General features: G+C 69.2%; 23 protein-coding genes. 6 read left to right on the top strand and 17 right to left on the bottom strand.

Going from position 1 to position 24,198, the window contains the following annotated elements; genetic code table 11:
- Window positions 1-63: 63 nt before the first annotated feature.
- The 6 genes from rocD to AC3ENO_RS00400 all read right to left on the bottom strand — a co-directional run bounded on the left by rocD (window position 64) and on the right by AC3ENO_RS00400 (window position 5,454).
- Window positions 64-1,290, bottom strand: coding sequence for an ornithine--oxo-acid transaminase (gene rocD / locus AC3ENO_RS00425; RefSeq protein WP_434968659.1), 1,227 nt, complete (start codon window positions 1,288-1,290; stop codon window positions 64-66).
- The gene (ddaH, locus tag AC3ENO_RS00420; protein ID WP_434968658.1) at window positions 1,287-2,174 is read right to left on the bottom strand and encodes a dimethylargininase; all 888 of its coding nucleotides are present in this window, start codon (window positions 2,172-2,174) and stop codon (window positions 1,287-1,289) included. The genes rocD and ddaH overlap by 4 nt, the downstream gene beginning before the upstream one ends.
- Before the next feature lie 228 nt (window positions 2,175-2,402).
- On the bottom strand, window positions 2,403-3,434 hold the full coding sequence (locus AC3ENO_RS00415) for an NAD(P)-dependent alcohol dehydrogenase (protein WP_434968657.1): 1,032 nt from the start codon (window positions 3,432-3,434) through the stop codon (window positions 2,403-2,405).
- The gene (locus AC3ENO_RS00410) at window positions 3,431-3,667 is read right to left on the bottom strand and encodes a helix-turn-helix transcriptional regulator (RefSeq protein WP_434968656.1); all 237 of its coding nucleotides are present in this window, start codon (window positions 3,665-3,667) and stop codon (window positions 3,431-3,433) included. The genes AC3ENO_RS00415 and AC3ENO_RS00410 overlap by 4 nt, the downstream gene beginning before the upstream one ends.
- Complete coding sequence (locus AC3ENO_RS00405; protein WP_434968655.1) at window positions 3,667-4,101, bottom strand: hypothetical protein; 435 nt, start codon at window positions 4,099-4,101, stop codon at window positions 3,667-3,669. The genes AC3ENO_RS00410 and AC3ENO_RS00405 overlap by 1 nt, the downstream gene beginning before the upstream one ends.
- 105 nt (window positions 4,102-4,206) lie before the next feature.
- Window positions 4,207-5,454: an FAD-binding protein gene (locus AC3ENO_RS00400; protein ID WP_434968654.1), complete on the bottom strand. Its 1,248-nt coding sequence runs from the start codon at window positions 5,452-5,454 to the stop codon at window positions 4,207-4,209.
- 189 nt (window positions 5,455-5,643) lie between these two features.
- Between AC3ENO_RS00400 and AC3ENO_RS00395 the strand changes: the two genes are divergently transcribed.
- Together AC3ENO_RS00395 and AC3ENO_RS00390 are read left to right on the top strand one after the other, a co-directional pair.
- Entirely contained in the window at window positions 5,644-5,916 is a 273-nt protein-coding gene (locus tag AC3ENO_RS00395) for a DUF6412 domain-containing protein (protein WP_434968653.1), read from the top strand.
- A gap of 122 nt (window positions 5,917-6,038) precedes the next feature.
- A complete protein-coding gene (locus AC3ENO_RS00390) occupies window positions 6,039-6,779 on the top strand; it encodes a YidC/Oxa1 family membrane protein insertase (protein WP_434968652.1) in 741 nt (246 codons plus the stop codon).
- An 18-nt stretch (window positions 6,780-6,797) separates the two neighbouring features.
- Here the strand turns inward: AC3ENO_RS00390 and AC3ENO_RS00385 are convergent, their stop codons facing one another.
- A complete protein-coding gene (locus AC3ENO_RS00385) occupies window positions 6,798-10,523 on the bottom strand; it encodes a proline dehydrogenase family protein (RefSeq protein WP_434968651.1) in 3,726 nt (1,241 codons plus the stop codon).
- Window positions 10,524-10,665: 142 nt separating this feature from the next.
- Window positions 10,666-11,226, bottom strand: a complete 561-nt coding sequence (locus tag AC3ENO_RS00380; RefSeq protein WP_434968650.1) for an acyl-CoA thioesterase — start codon at window positions 11,224-11,226, stop codon at window positions 10,666-10,668.
- A 132-nt stretch (window positions 11,227-11,358) separates the two neighbouring features.
- On the opposite strand from AC3ENO_RS00380, the gene AC3ENO_RS00375 reads away from it, so the two are divergent.
- Together AC3ENO_RS00375 and cofE are read left to right on the top strand one after the other, a co-directional pair.
- Window positions 11,359-11,865, top strand: a complete 507-nt coding sequence (locus tag AC3ENO_RS00375; protein WP_434968649.1) for a GNAT family N-acetyltransferase — start codon at window positions 11,359-11,361, stop codon at window positions 11,863-11,865.
- A 49-nt stretch (window positions 11,866-11,914) separates the two neighbouring features.
- Window positions 11,915-12,706, top strand: a complete 792-nt coding sequence (gene cofE / locus AC3ENO_RS00370; RefSeq protein WP_434968648.1) for a coenzyme F420-0:L-glutamate ligase — start codon at window positions 11,915-11,917, stop codon at window positions 12,704-12,706.
- Window positions 12,707-12,733: 27 nt separating this feature from the next.
- Here the strand turns inward: cofE and AC3ENO_RS00365 are convergent, their stop codons facing one another.
- Genes AC3ENO_RS00365 through AC3ENO_RS00355 form a run of 3 tightly spaced genes read right to left on the bottom strand, consistent with a single transcriptional unit; the run spans window position 12,734 to window position 15,539 of the window.
- Window positions 12,734-13,612: a DUF4097 family beta strand repeat-containing protein gene (locus tag AC3ENO_RS00365; protein WP_434968647.1), complete on the bottom strand. Its 879-nt coding sequence runs from the start codon at window positions 13,610-13,612 to the stop codon at window positions 12,734-12,736.
- The gene (locus AC3ENO_RS00360; RefSeq protein WP_434968646.1) at window positions 13,609-14,286 is read right to left on the bottom strand and encodes a response regulator transcription factor; all 678 of its coding nucleotides are present in this window, start codon (window positions 14,284-14,286) and stop codon (window positions 13,609-13,611) included. Before AC3ENO_RS00360 ends, AC3ENO_RS00365 begins: the two co-directional genes overlap by 4 nt.
- On the bottom strand, window positions 14,274-15,539 hold the full coding sequence (locus AC3ENO_RS00355) for a sensor histidine kinase (RefSeq protein WP_434968645.1): 1,266 nt from the start codon (window positions 15,537-15,539) through the stop codon (window positions 14,274-14,276). Before AC3ENO_RS00355 ends, AC3ENO_RS00360 begins: the two co-directional genes overlap by 13 nt.
- A gap of 140 nt (window positions 15,540-15,679) precedes the next feature.
- On the opposite strand from AC3ENO_RS00355, the gene AC3ENO_RS00350 reads away from it, so the two are divergent.
- Entirely contained in the window at window positions 15,680-16,036 is a 357-nt protein-coding gene (locus tag AC3ENO_RS00350; protein ID WP_434968644.1) for a PadR family transcriptional regulator, read from the top strand.
- Between the two features lie 2 nt (window positions 16,037-16,038).
- Complete coding sequence (locus AC3ENO_RS00345) at window positions 16,039-17,421, top strand: permease prefix domain 1-containing protein (RefSeq protein WP_434968643.1); 1,383 nt, start codon at window positions 16,039-16,041, stop codon at window positions 17,419-17,421.
- Window positions 17,422-17,463: 42 nt separating this feature from the next.
- On the opposite strand, the gene AC3ENO_RS00340 is transcribed toward AC3ENO_RS00345, so the two are convergent.
- The 6 genes from AC3ENO_RS00340 to AC3ENO_RS00315 all read right to left on the bottom strand — a co-directional run bounded on the left by AC3ENO_RS00340 (window position 17,464) and on the right by AC3ENO_RS00315 (window position 24,195).
- Window positions 17,464-19,125 carry a cytochrome b/b6 domain-containing protein gene (locus AC3ENO_RS00340; protein ID WP_434968642.1) on the bottom strand — a complete coding sequence of 554 codons (1,662 nt, stop codon included), beginning with the start codon at window positions 19,123-19,125 and terminating at the stop codon, window positions 17,464-17,466.
- A gap of 4 nt (window positions 19,126-19,129) precedes the next feature.
- Window positions 19,130-20,110, bottom strand: coding sequence for an electron transfer flavoprotein subunit alpha/FixB family protein (locus AC3ENO_RS00335; RefSeq protein ID WP_434968641.1), 981 nt, complete (start codon window positions 20,108-20,110; stop codon window positions 19,130-19,132).
- A 10-nt stretch (window positions 20,111-20,120) separates the two neighbouring features.
- Window positions 20,121-20,897: an electron transfer flavoprotein subunit beta/FixA family protein gene (locus AC3ENO_RS00330; protein WP_434968640.1), complete on the bottom strand. Its 777-nt coding sequence runs from the start codon at window positions 20,895-20,897 to the stop codon at window positions 20,121-20,123.
- Between the two features lie 53 nt (window positions 20,898-20,950).
- Window positions 20,951-21,739: an enoyl-CoA hydratase-related protein gene (locus AC3ENO_RS00325; RefSeq protein ID WP_434968639.1), complete on the bottom strand. Its 789-nt coding sequence runs from the start codon at window positions 21,737-21,739 to the stop codon at window positions 20,951-20,953.
- A 99-nt stretch (window positions 21,740-21,838) separates the two neighbouring features.
- Complete coding sequence (locus AC3ENO_RS00320) at window positions 21,839-23,014, bottom strand: thiolase family protein (RefSeq protein WP_434968638.1); 1,176 nt, start codon at window positions 23,012-23,014, stop codon at window positions 21,839-21,841.
- A complete protein-coding gene (locus tag AC3ENO_RS00315; RefSeq protein ID WP_434968637.1) occupies window positions 23,011-24,195 on the bottom strand; it encodes a bifunctional 2-methylcitrate synthase/citrate synthase in 1,185 nt (394 codons plus the stop codon). Before AC3ENO_RS00315 ends, AC3ENO_RS00320 begins: the two co-directional genes overlap by 4 nt.
- Window positions 24,196-24,198: the final 3 nt, after the last annotated feature.

Below are 24,198 nucleotides of genomic sequence, written 5' to 3'. Positions count from 1 at the left end.
CGCGGATGCTGTGGGTTCGCGCCTCGGGGGGGGCGGGGGGGCGGGCGGCGGGCGGCGGGAACCTCAGTGCGCGAGCACGACGCGGAGCTGCTCGACCGCCCAGTCGATCTCGGTGGCACGGATGACCAGGGGCGGCGCGATCCGGATCGTTTGACCGTGGGTGTCCTTGACCAGCACGCCGCGCGCAAGCAGCCGCTCAGCGACCTCCCGGCCTGTGCCGACCTGGGGGTCGATGTCGATGCCGGCCCAGAGGCCGGCGACCCGGACCGCGCTCACGCCGTGGCCGACGAGTTCGACCAGGCGCGATTCCAGGTGCGCCCCGAGTGCGCGAGCACGCTCCTGGAACTCGCCCGTCGAGAGCATCTCGACGACGCGTTCCCCGATGGCCGCGGCGAGGGGGTTGCCGCCGAAGGTGGAGCCGTGCTCGCCCGGACGGATCACCCCGAGGACGTCGGCGTTCCCGACAACGGCAGACAGGGGAAGGATGCCGCCGCCCAAGGCCTTCCCGAGCAGGTAGACGTCGGGCACCACCTGTTCCCGGTCGCAGGCGAACGTCTCCCCGACCCGCCCGAGGCCGGACTGGATCTCGTCAGCGATGAACAGCACGTTGTGCCGGTCGCAGATATCGCGGACGGCGCGGAGATATCCGTCCGGCGGCATGACGATCCCCGCCTCACCCTGGATCGGTTCCAGAAGGACAGCTGCCGTGTTCTCGTCGATCGCCGCCGCGATGGCATCCGCATCGCCGAACGGCACCTGCACGAACCCCTCGCTGTACGGTCCGAACGCATCGCGGGCGGCAGGATCATCCGAGAATCCGACGATCGTGATCGTGCGACCGTGGAAGTTGCCGCCGGCGACGATCACTCGCGCCGAGTCGGCCGGGATTCCCTTGACGCGATAGCCCCACGCGCGGGCGACTTTGATTCCCGTCTCGACAGCCTCGGCACCGGTATTCATCGGCAGCACCATGTCCTTGCCTGCCAGATCGGCAAGCGACGCGGCAAAGGTCCCGAGCTTGTCGTTGTGGTAGGCCCGGCTGGTCAACGTCAGCCGGTCGAGCTGTTCCCGCGCCACCGCGAGAAGCGCCGGATGCCCGTGGCCGAAGTTCAGGGCCGAGTACGCAGACAGCAGATCGAGGTAGCGCTTGCCTTCGACATCCGTGACCCACGCACCCTCGCCGCGGGAGATCACCACCGGCAGCGGGTGGTAGTTGTGCGCGAGGTGTTCGTCCTCGGCCCGGATGATCTCGAGCGTCGTCGTGTCGACAGGAATCTGCGCGCCGCTCACGCCGTCGCCTCCGTCGCGCGCAACTCCAGGGTGCAGCACTTGATGCCGCCACCTCCGAGCAGGAGCTCGGACAGATCGATGAGAACCGGGTTGTAGCCACGCTCGCGCAGCTGCGCCTCGAACCCGGCGGCACGCGGCGAGATGAACACGTTGTATCCGTCGCTCGCGGAGTTCAGACCGAAGACGGCGCCGTCGGCATCCGCCACCCGGATCGCGTCGGGGAAGCGCTCGGCAAGGATCTGCTGGCTGCGCTGGTCGAATGCGCCAGGAAGATACGCGATGTTCGCCGCGTCCGGGCCGCCGTTGTCCGCGCCGATCACGGGGTCGAGTACCGAGATCGCCGTGTCGAGGTGGTAGAAGCGCGGGTCGGTGAGCGTCAGCGACACGACTTCTCTGCCGAAGACCTCGCCGACCTCCCGGTGGCTGTCGCCGGTGGAGCGGAACCCGGTGCCCGCGAGGATGACGTCGCCGGCGAGCAGGAAGTCACCCTCGCCTTCGTTGACTTCGTCGGGGATGACGGTCTCGAACCCTGCAGCGCGGAACCAGTCGATGAAGTGGCGCTCCTCGCCCGCACGCTCAGCGAAACGGAACTTGGGCGCGTAGGCGATGCCGTCGATCACGAAGCCGCCGTTTGCCGTGTAGACCATGTCGGGCAGTCCCTCGGCGGGGTCGATGAGCTCGACCTCGTGTCCGAGCTCGAGGTACGTGTCATAGAGCACCTGCCACTGCGCGACGGCCTTGGCGGTATCGGTGGGCTTGGCGGGCTCCATCCACGGGTTGATGGTGTAGCTGACAGTGAAGTGCTCGGGGCGGCACATGAGGTAGCGGCGGCGGTGAGCCGTGCGGGTCGTTCCGGTGGTGTGCGCGGGCGTCGTGGTCGTCACGTCGTTCTCCTGGAGAGTGCGGGTGGCGGACGCTGTCCAGAGGCCCGGCGGAGCAGAAGGATGCCGGCGACACGGGCACGCCGGGCACTATTCTCGCACGACCTCGGCACGAACAGCCGAGAGATATCGCCGAGTCTGGACCCGCCGATCCGGTCGGACGCTGAGGCCTCGGTCGGATACATCCGCCACAACTCTCCGACGGAAGCTGATCCCGCCCACCGAAGCGCCTCACTCGACCGTCACGACCACCTTGCCGACGGTGTGTCCGGCATCCACGTGGGCGAGAGCATCCCGCGCTGCGGCGAACGAGTACGTCTGCTCGATCACCGGTCGGATGCTTCCCTGACCCGTCAGCTCCAGCAGCTGCGCGACCACCTCGGGCTTCGCCGTGGCGGCGAGGGAACGGATGCGGCGACGCCGGCGCGAAAGGAACGCGGCTTTCAGCATCCGTCCCATAGGACCGAGCACCCGCCCGCCGCTCCCGGAGACGAGAACCACCGTCCCGCCCTCGCGCAGCAGTCCGCGCAGCACGGACAGGGGCGCCGTGCCCGCAATGTCGATGACGGCGTCGAAGGATGCCGCGGGGAGCTCGGGAGATCCCGGCTGCACCCGCCGATAGTCGAACACGTGGGCGGCACCGAGCTCCGTCACGAGATCGAGCGCCCGCTCCCCCGCCAGCGCCCACACGTCGGCTCCGCGCTGGGCGGCGAGCTGGACGGCGAAGGTGCCGACACCGCCCGCCGCACCGATGACCAGGACGCGGCTTCCGGATCCGACACTGGCGGCATCCAGGGCCTGTACTGCGGTTCCGCCCGACACAGGCAGCGCGGCGGCGAGCTGAGCCGGCACGTGGTCGGGCCGGGCCACGGCGCGGGCGGCGGGCATGATCGCGTACTCGGCCAGGCCCCCGCCGACACCGATCTCGGCAACGACCTCATCTCCGGGTCGATAATCCGTGACCCCGGAGCCGACGGCGACGACGGTGCCTGCGACATCCATCCCGCGAACGGCTGCGCGAGGGCGACGGATGCCGAAAGCAAGCCGCACGAGGTAGGGATCGCCGCGCATCAGGCGCGCATCGCCCGCGTGGATTCCGCACGCGCGCACCCGGACGAGAAGGTCGGTGGGGCCGGGTGCGGGCACGGGCAGCCGATCGGACTCGACGACCTCGGGTCCGCCGTAGCGGTGCTGGAGCCACGCGGCCATCGTGGTCGTCGGCGCGGCCTTGGGTGAATCCGCGTCGGATTCGTTGTCGTTCATGGGGTCACGTCCGTTTCGGTGGTGGGCGGATAGTGGAAGAGATCGTCGATCGCTATTCCGAAGAGCCTCGATAGCTGGAAGGCGAGTTCGAGAGAGGGCGAGTACTTGCCCTGTTCGATCGCGATGAGCGTTTGGCGGGTGACCCCGATGCGGCGCGCCACCTCGGCCTGCGTCATCCCGGCAGATTCCCGCGTCGCGCGGATGGTGTTGGTGATTCTTGTCGGCTTGACCATCAGGGCATCCCGCGACGGTAGACGACGATGCGTGCGATACCGCCGATGAAGGCGGAGAGGAAGAACCCGAAGAAGACCGCGTTGCCGATCCAGAACCACTCGGCCTGGACCATCGCCAGGATGAGCGCCGCCAACCCGCCGAGGACCATGAAGGCCTGACCGACGCGGTCGCCGAGATGCTCGATCTCTCGGTCGCGCTGGTCGGCACGGTGCTCGTCGTCGGGATCACGCAGCCCAGCGCCGATCCCCCACAGGATGCTGATCACGATCGAGACCACGATGGCCCCCGCGATCGTCCAGACCATGGGCCACTGCCAGGCGATCGCGGCCACCGGCATCGACCACACCTGTGGCAGCACCAGTGCGAGGTAGACGATGGTTCCCGCGCCGCTCGCGATTAGTTGCGACCAGGTATTTCTCTCCACGTATCCCATGTCGATCTTCCCCTTTCATGTATAGAATCTTTGACATTCCCGAGCGTACGACCCCGCCGCTCGCTATGTCAAGTTTTCTTTACATATCTGCGGATCGCGGTGAGATCAGCCGAGGCCGAGGCGCGCGAGATAGTCGTTGGTGAACCGTCCGTGCGGATCCATTCGCGCGCGCAGCGCTGCGAACTCGTCCCACCGCGAGTACCGACTGCTGACGGGTCCGGCATCCATCGTGAAGACCTTGCCCCAGTGCGGCCGCGCCGACTTGGGCAGGGTGTCTTCGATTCTGGGGAGCACAGTTTCGACACCGGCCGAGTCGGGACGCCACGTGAAGTGCAGCCCCACGGTCTCGTGGCCGTATGCGGGGCTCAGCCAGAGGTCGTCGGCTGCCATCGTGCGTACCTCGCACACGTAGAGCAGCGGGGCGATCGCCGGCGCGAGCGCGCGCAGCGCCTCGATCGCGACAGGAACATCGCGCCGGTCGATGAGGTATTCGCTCTGCAGTTCTGCGCCGGCAGACGGCGTGAACTCGAGCCGGAAGTGCGGCAGCCGCGAGTGCCATGGACCGGGAACTCCGCCCTGCACCGTGCAGGGCTCGGGGCCAACCCCGGGCACCGGATGCCGCGGGCCATCTGCCTCGCGCCCTCCGGCTGCCAGCACGGCGTCGACCGTCGCATGCCCCAAGCGGGCCTTGACCCAGACCTGGTCGATCGTGTCGGCATCCTGCCACGTGGTGAACAGGCTGACGCTGTCTCCCGCTCCCGTGACCGCATCGAACCGGGCAAGCACGTCGTCCCACCGGGCGCCGTCATAGACCGTCTGTGCTATCTCGTAGGCCGGTTCGAGCGCGAGCGTCAGATGCGTGACGATGCCGAGCGCGCCGAGTCCCACGACGACGCCATCGAAGTCGGGATCGCCGCGTCGCAGTGTCAGGACCTCGCCGTCGGCGGTTATCATCTCGACGCCGAGCACCTGGGTGGCAAGCGACCCGGTTCGGTCCCCCGAGCCGTGTGTACCGGTCTGCACTGCACCGGCGACGGAGAGGTGCGGGAGCGACGCGAGATTGGCGAGCGCGACCCCGGCGGCATCCAGTGCGGGCACCAGATCGCCGTGCCGAAGCCCCGCCGAGACACGAGCCGTGGCGGCATCCGTGTCGATCTCGATCTCCCGCGGCATCCTCGCCAGCGACACGAGCGTGCCCTCCGTGTCGGCGATGGAGCTGAACGAGTGGCGGCTGCCGAGCGCGCGGACCCGCGGGCTGCGGGTGACGATGTCGGAAAGCTCGTCGATGCTCTGCGGCGCCCGCACGGCCTCGGCTCGATACGTGAGGTTTCCCGCCCAGTTCGTCTCGACCATGCCCCCCATTCCAGCACGCCCGTGCCGCGCCATGCGGAGTCGGCTGGTCGCAACGGCGCACGGTTTGACCGACCCGCCGACACACGGATGCCGGTCCCGGCGCGTCGCGCACGATCTGCGCCGCTGCGCCTCACCGGCGCCGCGCGAGAACCCAGTGTTACCGTGTCACTGGTGAGAGGAGGCCGACGGATGCGTAACGCGACCGCTGCGCTGCTCGCCCTCATCCTCTCGACGCTCGGCCTGCTGACACTCGCCGATGCGAACACCGTGACGCTCGCGGTTGTCGTCGTCACGACGATCGCGCTCGCCGTCCTCGCCCTCCACGCGATCACTCGCCCGGGCTCAGCCCGGCAGCGCCTCGCCCGAGCCGGCGGACAGATCGACCCCTCCGCGCTCGTGGAGCAGAGCGACCCGGATGCCGAGGGCCACGCCCGCCCGAGGGCCCCGGGACTCGCGGCCTAGGCCGCGCCCGTTCGTTCGCCTCTTCCGGAGTTCACGCACGCATCCGTCATGACGTGCACACGGACGTTCGATGACCCTGCGGCCAGACGCATCCGCATCCGTCATCGACCCGGGAGTCCGCCGTGGACCTGTTCGCCTTTCCTCCGTTCGCTTTCCTTCTCGACGCCGCCTACCGCGTCCTCATGAGCGTGTCAGCCCTTCTGAGCCCTCTCGCGGGTGCCGCCTCCGCAGCCCTCGCGATCGTCATCATCACCCTCCTCGTGCGCATTGCACTCGTGCCTGCCGGGATCGCCCAGGCGCGATCCGAGCAGATGCGCGCCCGCCTGGCGCCCCAGCTGCGCGAGATCCAGAGGCGGTTCCGCAAGAACCCCGAACGGATGCAGCGCGAGATGATGCAGCTGTATCGCGATGAGAACACCTCACCGTTTGCCGGCATCCTGCCCGCCCTGATCCAGGCTCCGATCGTCGGCCTGATCTACGCGGTGTTCCTGCGGAGCATCGTGAGCGACCACCCGAACGATCTGCTGAACGAGCACCTGCTCGGCGTACCGCTCGGCACGAGCCTCGTCGGGTCGGTCGGGACGTTCTCGGTCGAGACCGCTGTCGTGTTCGGCATCCTGATCGCGCTGATGACGGTTGTCGCCGAGATCACCCGACGCGTCTTCCGCCCGACCCTTCCCCCGGAGCCGGATGCCTCACCGCTGACATCCGGAGGAATGCAGCGCGCGCTCGGCTTCCTGCCCTACCTGAGCGTCGTGTTCGCGGCGTTCGTGCCGCTGGCGGCCGCGATCTACCTTGCGGTCACTGTCATCTGGACCCTCGCCCAGCGCTGGATCCTGCGCCGGGCCTATCCGCTCGAGTGATGCGCGGCGGGCGCGTCCCTAGATCACACCCTCGGACCAGTCGTCGGGGTTGCCGAAGCGGTGGGCGGTGATCGTGATCGACTGCTCGTGCAGGAACGGCAGCAGCTCGATCCGTCCGGCGGTCGTCACCTCGTTGTCGTAGATCGCGACATCCGGGTCACCGCCGATCGCCTCCGCGAGCGCCCGGTGCGCGACCGCGACCGCATCCGCACCGCCGACCAGGCGCACTCGCGGCGGCCTGACCGGCCCGGGCTCCCCGGCGACGGCGTCAGCGACGTCCTGCTCGGGCCGCGCGACCCGGTCAAGCCATTGTTCATCGGTCTCGACGAAGACGTTGACGTCCTGATCACTGAGCGCACGACGCACCGCGGCGGGCAGACCGACCGGAGCGCTGACGGTGATCGCAGACCCCGTGCGGATACCGGCGAGGATCACTCGGAGCAACGCCTGCCAGGTCGCATCCCCTGTCGCGCGGATCGCGACCTCCACCGGCCGGTAGCGGAACAGGTTCCGCTCGACACCGAGACGTGAGACATCCTTGACCCGGCCGAACTCCTCGTTCCAGGCAACGGCATCCGAGAGTGCCGCACGGCGGAGCCACTCGAACGCCCGGTAGTCGAGGGACGCCTGCGCCGCCTCGATGACGGTCGTGATGCGCGAATCGAGCCCGCGCAGATGCAGCGTCGAGGACGGCGCGCCGGCATCCGTGCCCCGCCACCTGCCGAGACCGATCAGATAGTTCGGACCGCCGGCCTTCGCGCCCGGCCCCACGGACGAGCGTTTCCACCCACCGAAGGGTTGCCGCTGCACGATCGCGCCGGTGATCCCCCGGTTGACGTAGAGATTGCCCGCCTCGACCCGGTCGAGCCACAGCGCCAGGTCCTCGGGGTTCTGGGTGTACAGACCTGCCGTGAGGCCGTACGCGACGGCGTTCTGCAGCTCGATCGCGTGCGCGAGGGAACTCGCGTGCATGACCCCGAGCACCGGCCCGAAGAACTCCTCGAGGTGCACGCGCGAGCCCGGTTGCACCCCGACCCGGATGCCAGGACGGAAGAACCGACCGTCGTACTCGGGACCGAAATCGAGTGGCTCGGGCGCCACGAGCCACTGCTCGCCCTCGTCGAGGGTGGTCAGCGCCCACTCCAGCTTGCCGCGCGGCGGCTCGATCACCGGCCCCATCTCCGCGAGCGGATCGGTCGGCGGCCCGACGCGCAGCGAGGTCGCGGCGTCCACGAGCTGGCGTGCGAAGCGCTCGGAGCGCCCGACGGGACCGACGAGGATCGCAAGGGATGCGGCGGAGCACTTCTGACCGGCGTGCCCGAAGGCGCTCTTGATGAGGTCGGATGCGGCGAGATCGAGGTCCGCCGACGGCATGATCACCATCGCGTTCTTGCCGCTCGTCTCGGCCAGCAGCGGCAGATCGGGCCGCCACGACCGGAACAACGCGGCGGTCTCGAACGAACCGGTGAGGATGACCCGATCGACATCCGGATGCGTGAGCAGCTGTTGTCCCAGCGCCCCTTCGTCGAGGTCGATGAGGGCGAGGACATCGCGTGGCACGCCGGCGTCCCACAGTGCCTCGGCGACGACAGCCGCACACCGCCGGGCCTGCGGCGCCGGTTTGAAGACCACACCCGACCCCGCGGCGAGCGCGGCGAGCACTCCCCCCGCGGGGATGGCGATCGGGAAGTTCCACGGCGGGGTGATGACGGTCACGTGGGCGGGAACGAACACCGCTCCGGCGACACGATCGAGCTCGCGGGCGGTGGCGGCGTAGTAATTCGCGAAGTCGACGGCCTCGCTCACTTCGACATCCGCCTCAGCGAACACCTTGCCGGTCTCGGACCCGGCGACCTCGATGAGCTCGCCGCGCCGCGCCTCCAGCGCGCTCGCCGCTGCCTGGAGCACGGCCGCGCGATCAGCCGCCGGGAGCGCCCCCCACTGGCCCGCCGCGGAACGGACGCCCGAGATGATCTGCTGGAGGTGATCGGCATCCGTGACGCGCGCCGCCGCGATGGTCCGGTCGCCGGCGGTCGACACGGCCATGCGCTCGAACACCCCTCGCGACCATTCGCGGTTGGCGGGAAGGGCCGGGTCGGTGTCGCGAGCGTTGCGGAAGCCCGGCGCACCCGGCGCCACCGCGTCGGACTCCGTCGGAGCGTAGATCGCGGTCTCGACGTAGTCGACCCCGCCGAACCGGGCGATGCCGTCGTCGGACTCGGACGAGCGGGCGATGCCGAGCACCGCCTGAGTCAGTCCTCCCGCCTGCGGCGGGGGTGCGTCGCGGAGGATGCGCCCGTCGGCGCGGCCTTCGCGCTCAGCCTCTGCGCCGCGGTTCTGGCGCCGATGGGGCCCCGCGGGAAGCGCCGGATCGGCCGCGCGATCGAGCGACGCCAGAAAGCGATCCCGCTCCCGCTCGAACAGCTCCGGATGACCGGCGAGCTCGAATGCGGCGGACAGGAAGTTCTCGCTCGACGCGTTCTCTTCGAGGCGCCGCACGAGGTAGCTGATCGCGACATCGAACTCGTGAGGATGGACGACCGGCACGTACAGCAGCACGTGACCGACATCGCGCGTGATGGCCGCAACCTGCCCCTGTGCCATGCCGAGGAGCATCTCGATCTCGATGTCATCGCGGACGCCGCGGTCGCCGGCGAGGACCCACGCGTAGGCGATGTCGAACAGATTGTGACCGGCGACACCGACCCTGACAGCATCCGTGTTGCGGGGTCGCAGCGCCTCGTCCAGGCAACGCAGGTAGTTGGCATCCGCGTCCACCTTGCGGTCATACGTGGCGAGCGGCCAGTCGTGCATGATCGCGTCGACCCGTTCCATCGCCAGGTTCGCCCCTTTGACGAGCCGAATCTTGATGCGCGCGCCGCCCTCGGCGACCCGCTGGCGCGCCCAGGCGGTGAGTTCGCGCAGCGCGGGAAGCGCGTCGGGCAGGTAGGCCTGAAGCACGATGCCCGCCTCGAGGTCCCGCAGCCGCTCGTCCTCAAGGAGGCGCGTGAAGACCGCCACCGTGAGGTCGAGGTCTCGGTACTCCTCCATGTCGAGGTTGATGAAGGTGCGGCCGCCGTTCTCGGGCAGCCCCGCCGCGGCCGTCAAGTACAACGGCAGGAGCCGCTCCACGACGGCGTCGACGAGTTCATCGAACGCCCACATGGAAAGACGACTCGCGATGGCCGACACCTTCACCGAGACGTAGTCGACATCGGGACGACGGATGAGGTCGTGGATACCTTCGAGGCGTCGCCGCGCCTCACGCTCGCCGAGCACCGCCTCGCCGAGGAGGTTCAGGTTCAACCGCGCCCCGCTCTCGCGCAGCGCCGCCAGAGCAGGGCCGAGCTTCTCCGGGCGCGCGTCGACGACGAGGTGCGACACCATCTCCCGCAGCGCGCGACGCGCGATCGGCACGACCGGCGACGGCAGAACCGGCGCGACCGCCCCGCCGACCCGCACGGCGCCGCGAAGGTACCAGGGCAAGAAGCCAGGCGCCAGGGGCGCGATTCGTGACAGGGTGGATGCCGCGGCGGTGAGGCTCTCGGGACGCATGACACCGTCGATGAACCCGATCGTGAAGGGCAGCCCGTTCGGGTCTTTCAGGACTCCCGCGAGGCGCTCCGCTGAGGCATCGGCCGGGATGTCGGCGGCGTCGGCGACCCAGCGCGCGGCGAGGTCGATCGCCCGCTGCGCCAGCTCGCCCGGCGGCGCGGATGGCGCCGATTCGGGCATGTCCTGCATGCGATCAGCCTACGTCGCGTGGGGCCGCTGACCGCGTTGCACACAACTGCCCGCACCCGCGCCGATGCAGACTCCCGCGGACTCGATCATCGCGGCCCTGACCCGGTTCTCGAGGGTCCGCCACGCGGGGGTGGCTGCCCGTTCAGCTCCACACGCTCGGCGCAGCTGCCTTCGTCGGCGGCAGCGCGGACGCGGCAGCCCACTCGTGAATCCACGACGACACATCGGGGGTGTCATCCGGGCGGCCGACAGCGGCGAAGAACTCGTCGTGACTCACGGTTCCGCCGGTGCGCTTGAGCATCCGCGACCTGATGATCGCCCGCGCGAACACTTCGCCGTCCACGACCGCGCGGTGTTCCAGGTAGAGCGCCTTGTCGTCGTGCCCGATGAAGCGAGACTCGATGTCGAAACGCTGCCAGAGCTGCAGCGACTTGCGAAACGAGATCGTCTCGCTCGAAACGACGGCGTACCACCCCTGCGCGCGCATCGCGTCCAGCAGTCCCGAACGCACCAACAGATCCCACCGGCCCAGGTCGAACAAGGACAGGTATCGCCCATTGTTCATGTGGCGCAGGATGTCGATGTCGGTCGGCAGGGTCGTCAGCCGGATCCGGGCGACACCCGTGGGCGAGATCTGCCCCTCCCGGCGCCTGCGCCACCGCGCTCTCCAGATCACCAGGAGGGTTCGCCACAGTACGTTCACGAGGGGCGATGCTAGAGGGATTTCTCTTCATCGGGTCACGAGGTTGTGGGATTCCCACAGCGACGGCGTGGCGCACCACCCCCGTCTTTGCGCCGATTTCTCTCCCCGTGATCGCCCGCGTAGAGTCTGGCCATGAACGCCGAAACGCAGACGGATGTCATCGTCAGGCCCGTGCGGGATGTCGACGCACAGGAACTCGGTCGCGTCCACGCGACGTGCTGGCACGAGACCTACGACCACCTCATCAGCAAGGCAGCTCTGGAGAACGTCTCACCGAAGAGACTCGCGGAGTTGTGGACACACTGGGCTGAGCAGGGCGAGGAATACCGGATGAGCGCGGCGCTCGTCGACGGCGAGATCGTCGGTTTCGTCGGCTCCGGGCCGGCACGCGACGACGACGCCCCGCGCGAGCGCGAGCTCTACTTCATCTACCTGCTCGACAAGTTCCACGGCACCGGGATCGGTCAGCAACTCTTCGACGCGGCGGTCGCGGAGGGAGAGGGCCTGTACCTCTGGGTGGCGGCGGACAACCCCCGCGCGCACCGGTTCTATGCCCGCAACGGTTTCACCCTCGATGGGGCGACCCATGACGAGGCGTTCCTCGGCGAGACCCTCACCGAGGTCCGCTTCGTTCGGTGACTCCACTCCGTCGCGCTGGCTCTGATCGCGCAGACCGGGCGAGTCGACCGTGACGGCACTGCGCATCTGGCCCCTCGAGGGGATCCCCGAGATCACTGCGGGCGATGACCTCGTCGCGGTCCTCGCGACCGCCGCTGGCGATTCACTCGTGGACGGCGACATCCTCGTCGTCACCTCGAAGATCGTCTCGAAGGCGGAGGGCCGCTTCGTCTCCGCCACCGACCGTGAGGAGGCGATCACCGCCGAGACCGTGCGGACCGTCGCGACGCGGGTCGCGGCATCCGGTCACACGACGCGCATCGTCGAGAACCGGCTCGGAATCATCGCGGCCGCCGCCGGGGTCGACGCATCCAACACCCCCGAAGGAACCGTGCTGCTGCTCCCGATCGATCCGGACGCTTCGGCGCGCTCCCTCGCCGCCGGACTGCGCGCGGCGACGGGTGCCGACGTGGGCGTCCTGATCAGCGACACCCTGGGGCGCGCGTGGCGTGAGGGGCAGACGGATGCGGCGATCGGGGCGGCAGGGATCCGTGTGTTCGAGGACCTGCGCGGCGCGACGGATGCCGAGGGGCGGCCGCTGGTCGTGACGATGCCGTGCGTTGCCGATGAACTCGCCGCCGCGGCGGATCTCGTGAAGGGCAAGACGGCGCGGACGCCGGTTGCCGTCATCCGCGGCAGGGGTGATCTGGTCGGGCCTCTCGACCTGCCCGGAGCACGATCGATCGTGCGCGCGCACGAGCACGACATGTTCCACACCGGCGCGGCCGAGTCCTATGCCGCCGGCTACTCGGCGGGACGGGCTGCCGGATCGGACACGAGCGGGGGAGGGACGAAGCCCTGAGCTTCGCCCCTCCCCCGCGTGCTCCGATCAGCGCGCCGCGCGCAACGTCACCTGCCCCGCGGAGACCTCGACCGAGATCGTGCTGTCGGCACCGGGATCGCTACCCAAGCCATTGCGGAAGTTGCCGGCAGACACATCCGACGTGACGTCGTAGGCGCCGTCGGGAACGACGAGGGTGAGAGAGCCGGCGCTGACTCCGGCGCGGATGTCGCTGGGCTGTGCGCCGCCGAAATCGGCATCCATCGACCCCGCACTCACCGTGAGATCGGCAGTGTCCACGTTCGCGAGGTCGAGTGTCGCGCGCCCGGCCGAGAGGTCGACGGTCACATCGTCCGCCGCGCCCGACACCGCGAGCTCCCCCGCCCCGACGTTCAGGTCCACGACGCCGAACTCACCGTCGGCGCGGACCGATCCGGCAGCCATCTGCACGTCGGCGTCCAGACCCTCCAGGGACTGGGGAAGCAGCAGCACGGCGCGTCCGCTGCCGCCGAAGATCCACCCCATGCCCCACTCCCACCGCGGAGACGCGACAGTGAGTGTGTCACCATCGCGCTCAAGGGTCCAGCGATCCCCTCCGAAAGGCGAGGTCACCTCGAGCTCGGCCTCGTCGACATCCGCGTACTCGACGGCCAGTGAGCCGGCGTTCAGCTCGATCGACAGAGCGTCGACACCCGCGACCGCGACGGTCCGCGAGTCGGTCGACACGGCTGCGGCGCGAACGGTGCTGAAAACGGCCCCGGCGATCGCCCCGAGCACGATGAGCGCGCCGAGAACGATCAGCAGCACCGCGACGACAGTCGAAGAGCCGCGCGTGACGGGCGAGTCCGGCGCTTCCCCGGGAGGAGTCGCCTGCGACTGCGACGCGGGAGTCTGCGCGGGCGACGGCGGGGTGAGATCGGTGGTCATGAGAGTTCTCCTGTCTGCGGCGGCAGTCCGCCGTGAGCGATGTGGGCGAGGGCTGCGAGCACCCGCCGGTTTCCGGAGTCGTCCTGCTCGAGTTCGAGCTTCTGGAAGACCGCCGTGATGTGTTTCTCGACGCTGCCCTCGCTGATGTGAAGGGTGCGTCCGATGGCCTGGTTGGACTTGCCCTCCGCGATCAGTGCCAACACCGTGGCTTCCCGTTCGGTCAGGCGACGCATCCGCTCGTCCCGCGCACGCCGACCCAGGAGCTGGGCGACGACCTCAGGGTCGAACACGGTGCCGCCCGCGGCGATGGTCTCCACGGATTCGAGGAACTCGGCGACATCGGCGACCCGATCCTTGAGCAGGTATCCGAGGGCGCCGCCGCGACCGGCGATGAGGTCGCTCGCGTAGCGCTCCTCCACGTACTGCGACAGAACGAGCACGGGAAGGTCGGGGCGAGCGGCGCGGAGGCTGACGGCTGCGCGGATGCCTTCATCCGTTCGCGTCGGGGGCAGCCGCACGTCCAGGATGCACAGCCCGGGGTCCACGTCGGCGACCGCTTCGGTCAGGCCATCGGTGTCGCCGAGAGCGGCGACCACGTCGTGGCCGGCATCCTCGAGCAACCGCACGAGACCCTCGCGCAGCAGGACGGAGTCCTCGCAGATCACGATGCGCATGGCAGGCTCACCTCCACCGTCGTCGGACCGCCGATGGGACTGTCGACGGAGAACGTGCCGCCGGCGCCGATCGCGCGGTTCGAGATCCCGTCGAGGCCCCCGCCCGGAATGACCCGAGCGCCACCGATGCCGTTGTCTTCGACACGGGCCCACAGGACCCCGCCCTCACGCTGCCGTACCAGCACGCGGGCCTCCGTAGCGCGCGAGTGCTTCGCCGCGTTGGTCAGGGCTTCCGCGATGACGAAGTAGGCGGCGGCCTCGGCGGTCGGTGCGCAGCGTTCGGTGATCCGGACATCGAGCACGACGGGCACGGGCGATCGCGCGGCCAGGGCAGACAGGGCAGCGTCGAGGCCGCGGTCGTCGAGAACCGAGGTGTGGATGCCGCGCGCCAGCTGTCGCAACTCCGTGATCGCCGCCTTCGTCGACGTGTGCGCCTCGGAGATGAGCTCCTTCGCGGCCGCCGGGTCGGTGTCGATCTTCTGCTGAGCAAGCCCGAGGGTCATGCCGACGGACACGAGCCGCGGCTGGACGCCATCGTGGAGGTCGCGCTCGATGCGCGTGCGTTCCACGTCCGCGGCGCGTACGGCTCCGGCCCGTTGCGCCTGGGACTGCCGCGCCTGCTCTGCCAGCACCGCTTCGCGCGAAGGGATCATGATGGCGCGCGCCAACACACCGTGCAGAAAGGCGAGGCCGACAATCGTCGCGAGCGCGAGAAGCGACGCGACGACCCCGACCGGAACCGCCCAGGCCGTGGACACGTCGATCCACGTGCTGCCGAGCCGAACAGCATCCGCCGTGCCCGCGTACAGCGGCGAGAACGCGAGCACGACCCCCGAGGCCGCGATCCCGACGAGGCTGAGGACGATCCAGCCGAGGACCGTCGCGATCGCGCCGTTGGCGACAGCGCGCCACATCCCGGGATCGATGAACTGGAGCCAGATCGTGTGGAGGAAGCCTCCGAAGCCGGACTTGTCGCTGCGGCGCGGGCGGCGAGGGGGCAGCCCGAAGCGGTAGAGCCCGTCGATGCGTGCATTCTCGAGCCAGCTGAGGGCGAACAGCACGTAGACGAAGAGGAGAAGGAACAGGAGACCGATGCCGAGGACCGGAAGCAGCCCGAGCCCGAGACCCAGCAGCGTCGCGAGCAGGGCGAACACGCCGGGCCCGATCACACCGAGTGCCGCGAGCTGAGCGGTGGCTCCGGCGATACGGGCGGGCGTCGCAACCGGCCGTGGTGGCGAATACGTTGTCGTCATGCCTCCACGCTAGGGTTCGGCATCCCTGTTCCGCTTCCCTGCCAGCCGGTCGAGTCCGCGGGGGATATCCCCCGGTTGACCTAGAACCTCTATGTACCTTGCTGTTCTATGTATATGATCGTCGCGAACAGGGAGCGCAGATGAAAGTCGGCAAGGATCTCGTCGCGGCAGCCGCGACACCGCTCGTGCTCGGCATCCTCGCGGAAGGCGAGTCCTACGGGTACTCGATCCTGCAACGGATTGCGGAGCTCTCGGACGGCGAACTCGAGTGGAGCGAAGGGATGCTGTACCCGCTGCTGCATCGGCTCGAGCGCCACGGGCAGATCGAGGCACGCTGGATCGAGGCCCCCACGGGCCGCCGTCGTAAGCAGTACCGGCTCAGCGCTGCAGGACGGGAGACGTTCGCCGAGCAGCGGCGGCAGTGGGCAGTCGTGTCTGGCGCGTTGCACCGCGTCTGGTCGACCGGCTGGTCAGGTCCCGAACCGGTGGGGGCGTGACGATGGAGACGACAGGCACCACGGATGCCGAGCTGGAACGACAGATCATGCAGTGGCGATCGTTCCTGCAGGCCCATCCTGCCCTGGGCGACGGTGATCTCGACGAGCTGGAGGATCACCTGCGTGACCGGATCGACGACCTGCGGAGCCGGGGGCTGACCCCGGACGAGGCGTTCCTCATCGCCGTGCGCAGGCTCGGCCGCGTCGACCAGCTCTCGCGGGAGTTCGCCCGGGAGCACTCCGATCGGCTCTGGAAGCAGCTCGTGCTGGGTTCCGCCGAATCCACACGGCCGAGCCGGGGAGGCCTGCTGGCTGTCGCGTTCGCGATGGTGGCAGCGGTGGTCATCAAGCTCCCGGCGCTGTGGGGCGCCCCCGACGAGGTGACGATGCGCAATGCACCGATCCTCATCCTCGGTGCGCTCGCGGCATATCTGCTGGTGCGCGGCTCCCGGGGATGGCGCACCTGGATCGCCGTCGCGGTGCCGTTCGCGGCTGCCGCCGTGATCGTCAACGCGTTCCCCTTCGCGCCGGGCGCCGACACGCTCCTGCTGACGGTATTGCACCTCACAGTCGCCCTGTGGATTGCGGTGGGCATCGCGTACGTGGGCTCCGGGTGGCGCAGCACCTCGGCGCGCATGGACTTCATCCGGTTCACCGGTGAGTGGGTCGTGTACCTCGCCCTCATCGCGATCGGCGGGGGCGTACTTGTGGCGCTGACGCTCGGGGTCTTCAGCGCGATCGGCGTCACGATCGAGGGTGTGGCCGAGGACTGGATCCTGCCGTGCGGTGCCGCGGGCGCTGTCGTCGTGGCGGCATGGCTCGTGGACGCCAAGAAGAGCGTCATCGAGAACATGGCACCCGTGCTGACCAAGCTGTTCACGCCGCTGTTCACCCTCCTGCTGCTGACGTTCCTCGCCGCGGCCGCGGTGCAGACGATCACCGCGAGCGCGGATGCCGAGACCGGGCTGCTGGGCATGGCTTCGCAGCGAGACGTCCTCATCATCTTCGACGTCACCCTCGTCGTCGTGTTGGGTCTGCTGCTCTACACCCTGTCGGCGCACAGATCTGACGCTCCCGCGAGCTGGTTCGACACGCTGCAGCTGGTCATGCTCGTCGCGGCCATCGCGGTGGATCTGCTCGTCCTCGCGGCCATGCTCACCCGAATCGGAGAGTTCGGCGCGAGCCCGAACAAGCTCGCATCGCTGGGGTTGAATCTCATCCTGCTCGCGTGCCTCGCCGGTGCAGCCTGGCTGCAGGTGGGGTACCTGCGAGGGAAGACCACGCATGCGGCGCGCGAGAGGTGGCAGACGGGTTTCCTGCCGGTCTATGCCGTGTGGGCGTTCGCGGTGGCCGCGATTCTGCCGCCGCTGTTCGCGTTCCAGTGAGCCGCCGCGCCGCGCGCTCCCGAACGAGCGCGCGGCGCTCCGTCAGCGACCGGAGACGTTTCCGAACAGCTTGGCGATGGGTGCCAGCACGAGCGGCCGCGCGGCGACCCAGGCGGCGGCGATCACGACGAGCGAGAGCACAAACAGCCAGAACCCGACCCAGTTGTCCGCGTCGGTCGCGGCGTACATGTGGTTGAGGTTGCGCAGGGCCCCGGTCGCGAACACGAGGATGACGTGGATGATGATGAACACGACGAAGTAGAGCATCACCGGGAAGTGCACCGCACGGGCCCACTCGACCGGGTACGCCTTGTTCAGCGCCTTCGCGTTCTTCGGCCAGATTCCACTCATCCGCACGCCGGTGATGATCGCCAGCGGCGCCGCGATGAACACCGTCGTGAAGTAAGCCAGCTGCTGCAGCGAGTTGTAGTTGACCCACCCGTTTTCGGTCGGCCAGTCCAGCGACACGTACTGCAACGCTGCCGAGAGCGCGTTGGGGAAGACGTCCCACGACGTCGGGACGATCCGCATCCACTGTCCGGTGACCAACAGCAGCACGACGAAGATCACGCCGTTGACGATCCACAGGATGTCGAGGGCCTGGTGGAACCAGATCGTCAGGCTCACCTTGCCCTTGGGGTTGTTGCGTGGCGCCCAGAACACGCTGGGCCGCTTCTCGGTGCGGATCGTGAGCCCCGACCGGATGATCAGCACCATCAGGAACACGTTGAAGAAGTGCTGCCAGCCCAGCCACGCGGGGAACCCGACCGGCGCGCCCTCGGGCAGGTGGTACTCGCCCGGATAGGTTGCGAGGAAGTCCTGCATCCCGTCGAGGGAGATCAGCCAGCGCACCGCGAGAACCGCCATTGCGGCCGCAAACAGCAGCCCCAGGCCACCGACGATCACCGTTCCGGCCCACTGGGATTTCGTGAAGGGGCCGATGCGAGCGGGCTCCGGTCGGGGCGCCGGGCGCGTCCGCGCGGATGCCCCCTCCCAGACCGTCGGCGTGAACGGAAGCGGCACGGTGACGTCGTACGCCGGGCGCTCGGCGACCGCGACGGCGGTGTCAGACTCGGTGGCGACAGCGTCGGCATCCGGGTGCGCTTCGTGTGCCTCAACACGCCGTACGCCCCCGTCGGAACCGACGCCCTGCGACACACGAACCTCGGCGCCGGATGCCGCTATCGCCGCGACCATCTCGGCGGTCGGCCACGGCTCACCGCCGGCGACGCGAGGCAGTCCCCGACGAACGACGCGCGAGGATCGTTCGGTTGCCTCAAACCGCTCTTCGGCCGTGGCGGGCACGGCGTGTTGCGGCACGTCAGCGGGCGCGGATGCCACAACGGAGGGCGCAGCGGCGGGGGCGGGTGCGGCGGGGGCGGCGGATGCGGGGGGCCAGGGGTCGCCGCCCGGCACGCGAGGCAGACCTCGGCGCACGGTCCGCGCTGCCGACACGGCGGGAGCGGCATCCGCCACCGCCGGCGCTGCGGCTTCGTGCGCCGACGTCGCGGCTTCGTTCGACACCTCCGCAGGGCTTACGCTCGCTGACGCTGCACCGTCTGCGGGCCCGGATGCGGCGGCGGATGCTGCGGGCACGGATGCGGCAGCCGCCGCGGTACCGGGCACTTCGCCGGCGGGGGGCCAGGGTTCGCCCCCGGGGATGCGGGGCAGTCCGCGACGCAGGGTGCGCCCGTAGGTCGCCATCGCGTCAGGCCTTCTTCGCCTGCAGCGTCTCGATCAGCTGCGGGACGACGGTGAACAGGTCGCCGACGACACCGAAGTCGGCGATCTCGAAGATCGGGGCGTCGGCGTCCTTGTTGATCGCGACGATCGTCTTGGCCGTCTGCATCCCCGCCTTGTGCTGGATCGCCCCCGAGATCCCGAGGGCGACATACAGCTGCGGCGCGACGGAGACGCCGGTCTGTCCCACCTGAGCGGACTGCGCGATGTAGCCCGCATCGACCGCGGCGCGCGAGGCACCCACGGCGGCGCCGAGCACATCGGCGAGCTGCTCGACGAGCGCGAACTTCTCCTCCGAGCCCAGCCCGCGCCCTCCTGACACGACCTTGGCCGCTCCCCGCAGCTCCGGACGGGCGGAGGTCACGACGACCTCGTCGACCGACCCGATGGTCGCGGCCTTGCGGCCGGATGCTGCGACCTCGAGCTTCTCCACCACGAGGGGCTGCGCCTGCGCGCGAGCGTCGACAGCCCCCTGACGCACGGTGATCACGGGGGCGCCGAACGTCGCCGCAGCCTGCACGTTGTACGCGCCACCGTACACGGAGTGGTGCGCGACGATCCCCTCGTCATCGCGCGTGACGCCCACGGCATCGACGCACAGCGCCGCACGAGCGCGGGCAGCATACCGGCCCGCAGTTTCGCGCGACTCGATCGAGTGCGACAGCAGCACAGCATCCGGGTTCACGAACGCGGCAGCAGCGGCAACGGCATCCGTCGCCGGCACCCCCAGCGCCTGGCCGTGACCGGCGGGCGTCGCCGTCAGCACGAGGGCCGCGCCCTGCTCGGCAGCCGCGGGAGCGAGCGCCTCGGCGTGCTCCCCGACGATCAGCGCGACCGGGGTTCCCACACCGGCCGCGGCACCGATCAGACCCGCACTGCTGGCCGCGAGCGCGCCACCGGGAGTGACATCCAAAACGACCAGCACCGCATCCGCTGCGATATCCACCATCATCCGCCCCTTACGCCAACCGGTTCGAGATCAGGAACTCCGCGAGCTGCACGCCCGCGTCCCCCTCATCGACGACCTTCACACCCGCAGACCGCGGTGGCTTCTGCGCCACCGCGATCATGATCGACCGCGCCGCATCCGGGTCGTCGGCGGCGACGCCGAGATCCGCGAGCGACACCACCTCGACCGGCTTCTTCTTCGCCGCCATGATCCCCTTGAAGTTGGGGAAACGAGCATCGGGCAGCCGCTCCGTGATCGAGATCACCGCGGGAAGCTCGGCGGATGCCGTCATCGAGCCGCCGTCGACGGACCGTTCGCCAGAGACCTCCGTCTCGGTGATCGTCACGCTGTTCATGCTCGTGATGCTCGGCACGTCCAACAGCTCGGCGAGCATCGACGCCATGACGCCCCCGGAGCCGTCCGTCGATTGATTCCCCGTGATCACGAGGTCGAACCCGGCCCGCGTGATCGCGGCAGCCAGCGTCTGGGCGGTCAGTCCCAGATCCGCGCCCAGGAGCGCATCGTCCACGACATGAACGGCCGAGGCGGCGCCCATCGCGAGCGCCTTACGCACCGAACCGGATGCGGACTCCGGCGCCATCATGACAACGACGACCTCGGTGCCGGGGTTGGCATCCGCGTACGAGAGCGCGACCTCGAGCGACCGCTCGCCGATCTCGTCGATGACGGCTTCGCTGGCACCGCGATCAGCCAAGCCCGTCTCGAGATTCAGCACCCGATCCCCCCACGTGTCGGGGACCTCCTTCACCAGGACGAGAATCCTCATCGCGCTCCTCCTTCTTGCATCGAGTCTATGGGCGGCTGTCGAACGGGATCCGGTCACCGGCCGGTGAAGCGGGGGGTCCGCTTCTCGCGGAACGCCGCCATGCCTTCCTTCTGGTCGTCCAGGGCGAACAGGGCGGCAAACGCCTGCCGCTCGAATCGCAGGCCCTCGGCCAGTCCGCTCTCCTGCGAAGCCCGCAGCGCCTCCTTGGCCGCGTATGCGACCGGCAGGGACTTGGCCGCAATCGACTCGGCGACGGTCATCGCCTCCGCGGCGAGGTCTGCCGCGGGGACGACCCGGGAGACGAGTCCTGCCCGCTCGGCTTCGGCGGCATCCATCATCCGACCCGTCAGGACGAGCTCGGCGGCCTTGTAGTACCCGATCGCGCGCGTGAGGCGCTGCGTACCGCCCAGTCCGGGGATGACGCCGAGGTTGATCTCGGGTTGCCCGAACGTCGCGGTGTCAGCGGCGAGGATGATGTCGCAGCTCATCGCGAGCTCGCATCCGCCTCCGAGCGCGAAGCCTGCGACCGCCGCGACAATCGGTGTGCGCGCGGCGGCAAGAGCCACCAACCCCGCGAACGGGCTCGCGACGGTCATGTCGCGCACCGACTTGTCGGCCATCTCCTTGATGTCGGCTCCCGCGGCGAACGCACGTTCCGAGCCGGTCAGCACGATGCATCCGATCTGCTCGTCAGCGTCGAAGGCCGCCACGGCGGCACCGAGCTCGCTCGCGAGGGTGGAGTTGAGGGCGTTGAGAGCCTCGGGCCGGTGCAGTTCGATCCAGCCGACGCGGCCCCGCGTCTCGACGATGATCGTCTCGAACTCTCCGATGAATTCGCTCATGTCCGCTCTCCTCTCGCGCTGCTGCGCGACACTGCGTGGGGTCAGCCCGCGTTGATCCTGCCTATAGCACGAGCGCGATGCCAACCGGTTGTAGGTGGGCTACAGCCGTTCGATGATGGTGGCGTTGGCCATCCCGCCACCCTCGCACATCGTCTGCAGCCCGTAGCGTCCGCCGGTGTGCTCGAGGTAGGCGACGAGGGTTCCGAGGAGCCGTGTGCCGGAGGCGCCCACGGCGTGGCCCAGTGCGATCGCTCCGCCCCACGGATTGAGCTTGGCCGGGTCGGCCTCCAGCTCGCGCAGCCACGCGAGGGGAACGGATGCGAACGCCTCATTCACCTCGTACGCATCCAGGTCCTCGATCGACAGGCCGGTGCGTTCCAGAATGCGGCGCGTCGCGGGGATCGGCGCGGTGAGCATCATGACCGGATCGTCGCCGACCACGGCGAACGCGTGAAACCGCGCCCGAGGGGTGAGTCCCAGCGCGTGGGCACGGTCCTCGCTCATGATGAGGGCGGCCGAGGCGGCATCCGTCAGCGGTGAGGAGTTTCCGGCCGTGATCTGCCAGCGGAGGTCGGGAAAGCGCTCGACCAGATCGTCGGCACGGAAGGCGGGCGAGAGTCCGGCGAGCTGGTCGACCGTCGTCGCGGGGCGGATGGTCTCGTCGGTCTCGACAAGGCCGTCGGGAGTGCGCACCGGCAGCAGGTCGGATGCGAACCGGCCGGCCGACGCGGCCTCGGCTGCCCGCCGATGCGACCGCGCTGCGTACGCGTCGAGCTCCGCCCGCGTGAGGCCCCACCGCTGGGCGATGAGTTCCGCCGAGACGCCCTGGTTCACGAGTCCGTCGGGATAGCGACGCTGGATGCCGTCAGCACTCGCGCCACCCGTGCCCGATGAGCCCAGCGGAACGCGGCTCATGGACTCCACCCCCGCCGCGATGACGACGTCGTATGCCCCGGCGATGATGCCCTGGGCGGCGAAGTGGACGGCTTGCTGACTCGAACCGCACTGCCGATCGATCGTGGCGGCCGGCACGGTCTCATCGAACCCGGCCGCCAGGACCGCCTGGCGCGCGATGTTGGCGGCCTGATCGCCGGTCTGACTGACGCACCCCATGAGGACGTCATCCACCTGACGCGAATCGAGCCCGTTGCGCTCGAGGAGTGCGCTCAGCGTGCCCGCCGCGAGGTCGACGGGATGAACACGTGAGAGGGCGCCGCCGGGCTTGCCTCGCCCGGAGGGCGTCCGGACGACGTCGACGATGACGGCTGCGGTCATTCTGCGGCTTCTTCGGGTCGTTCCCGCACATCGATCGCCGAGGTGTCGGGCACATAGCCTTCGACGTGGCGCTCGTCGTGACCGGTGTAGGCGGAGAGTGGACGGATGAGGGCGTTCGAGGCCTGCTGCTCCATGATGTGCGCCGTCCAGCCCGTGACGCGTGCGGCCACGAACAGGGGCGTGAAGGTCAGGGTGTCGAAACCGATCAGGCTGTACGCGGGCCCCGACGGATAGTCGAGGTTCGGATAGATGCCCTTGCGCGCGATGAACTCCGACTCGAGCGCGTCATAGAGCGCCGCGACGTCCGGCCGGTCATAGTGGGCAACGAGGGTGTCCAGCGCCGCCTTCATCGTGGGAACCCGCGAGTCACCGCGCTTGTACACCCGGTGGCCGAAGCCCATGATCTTGCGCTTCTGCGCGAGCGCGGTGTCGAGCCACGCGGTGACATTCTCGGCGGAGCCGATCTCGTCGAAGATGTGCAGCACGGCCTCGTTCGCCCCACCGTGCAGCGGGCCCTTCAGCGCGCCGATCGCCCCGACAACGGCGGAGTAGAGGTCGCTCATGGTGGAGGTGATGACCCGTGCCGTGAAGGTCGACGCGTTGAACGAGTGCTCGGCGTAGAGGATCAGCGACCGGTTGAACGCGTCGACGACGACCTCGTCGTGCTCCTCACCGAAGGTCATCCACAGGAAGTTGGCGGCGTAGTCAAGGTCCTCACGCGGTGCGACCGGGTCCAGGCCCCGGCGGCGGCGCTGCCCGTAGGCGACGATCGCCGGCAATGCGGCGAACAGACGGATGCTGCGCTGAAGGTTCTCTTCAGGGCTTGCGGTGTCGAGCACCGACGCGGAGCCGCGCGTGTCGTTGGCGCCGATGACGCTGACGGCGGTGCGCACCTCGTCCATGGGGTGCGCACCGAGGGGAAGCAGGTCGATCGCCGCCTTGACGTTGTCGGCGAGGGCGCGATGCGCGCGCTCGGTGTCGCGCAGGGAAGCCAGCTGGGCATCCGTCGGCAACTCCCCTTGCCACAGCAGGTACGCCACGGCGTCGAACGGCTGCGTGGCCGCGAGCTCCTGAACGGGATAGCCGCGATAGAGCAGGCTGTTCGTTTCGGGATTGACCTTGCTGACAGCTGTGACGTCGGCGATGACGCCGACGAGGCCCTTGCGGATGTCTTCGGTCACGGG

It is taken from the genome of Microbacterium sp. bgisy207 (assembly GCF_057706855.1).
This window is presented reverse-complemented; position numbering and strand designations above follow the sequence as displayed.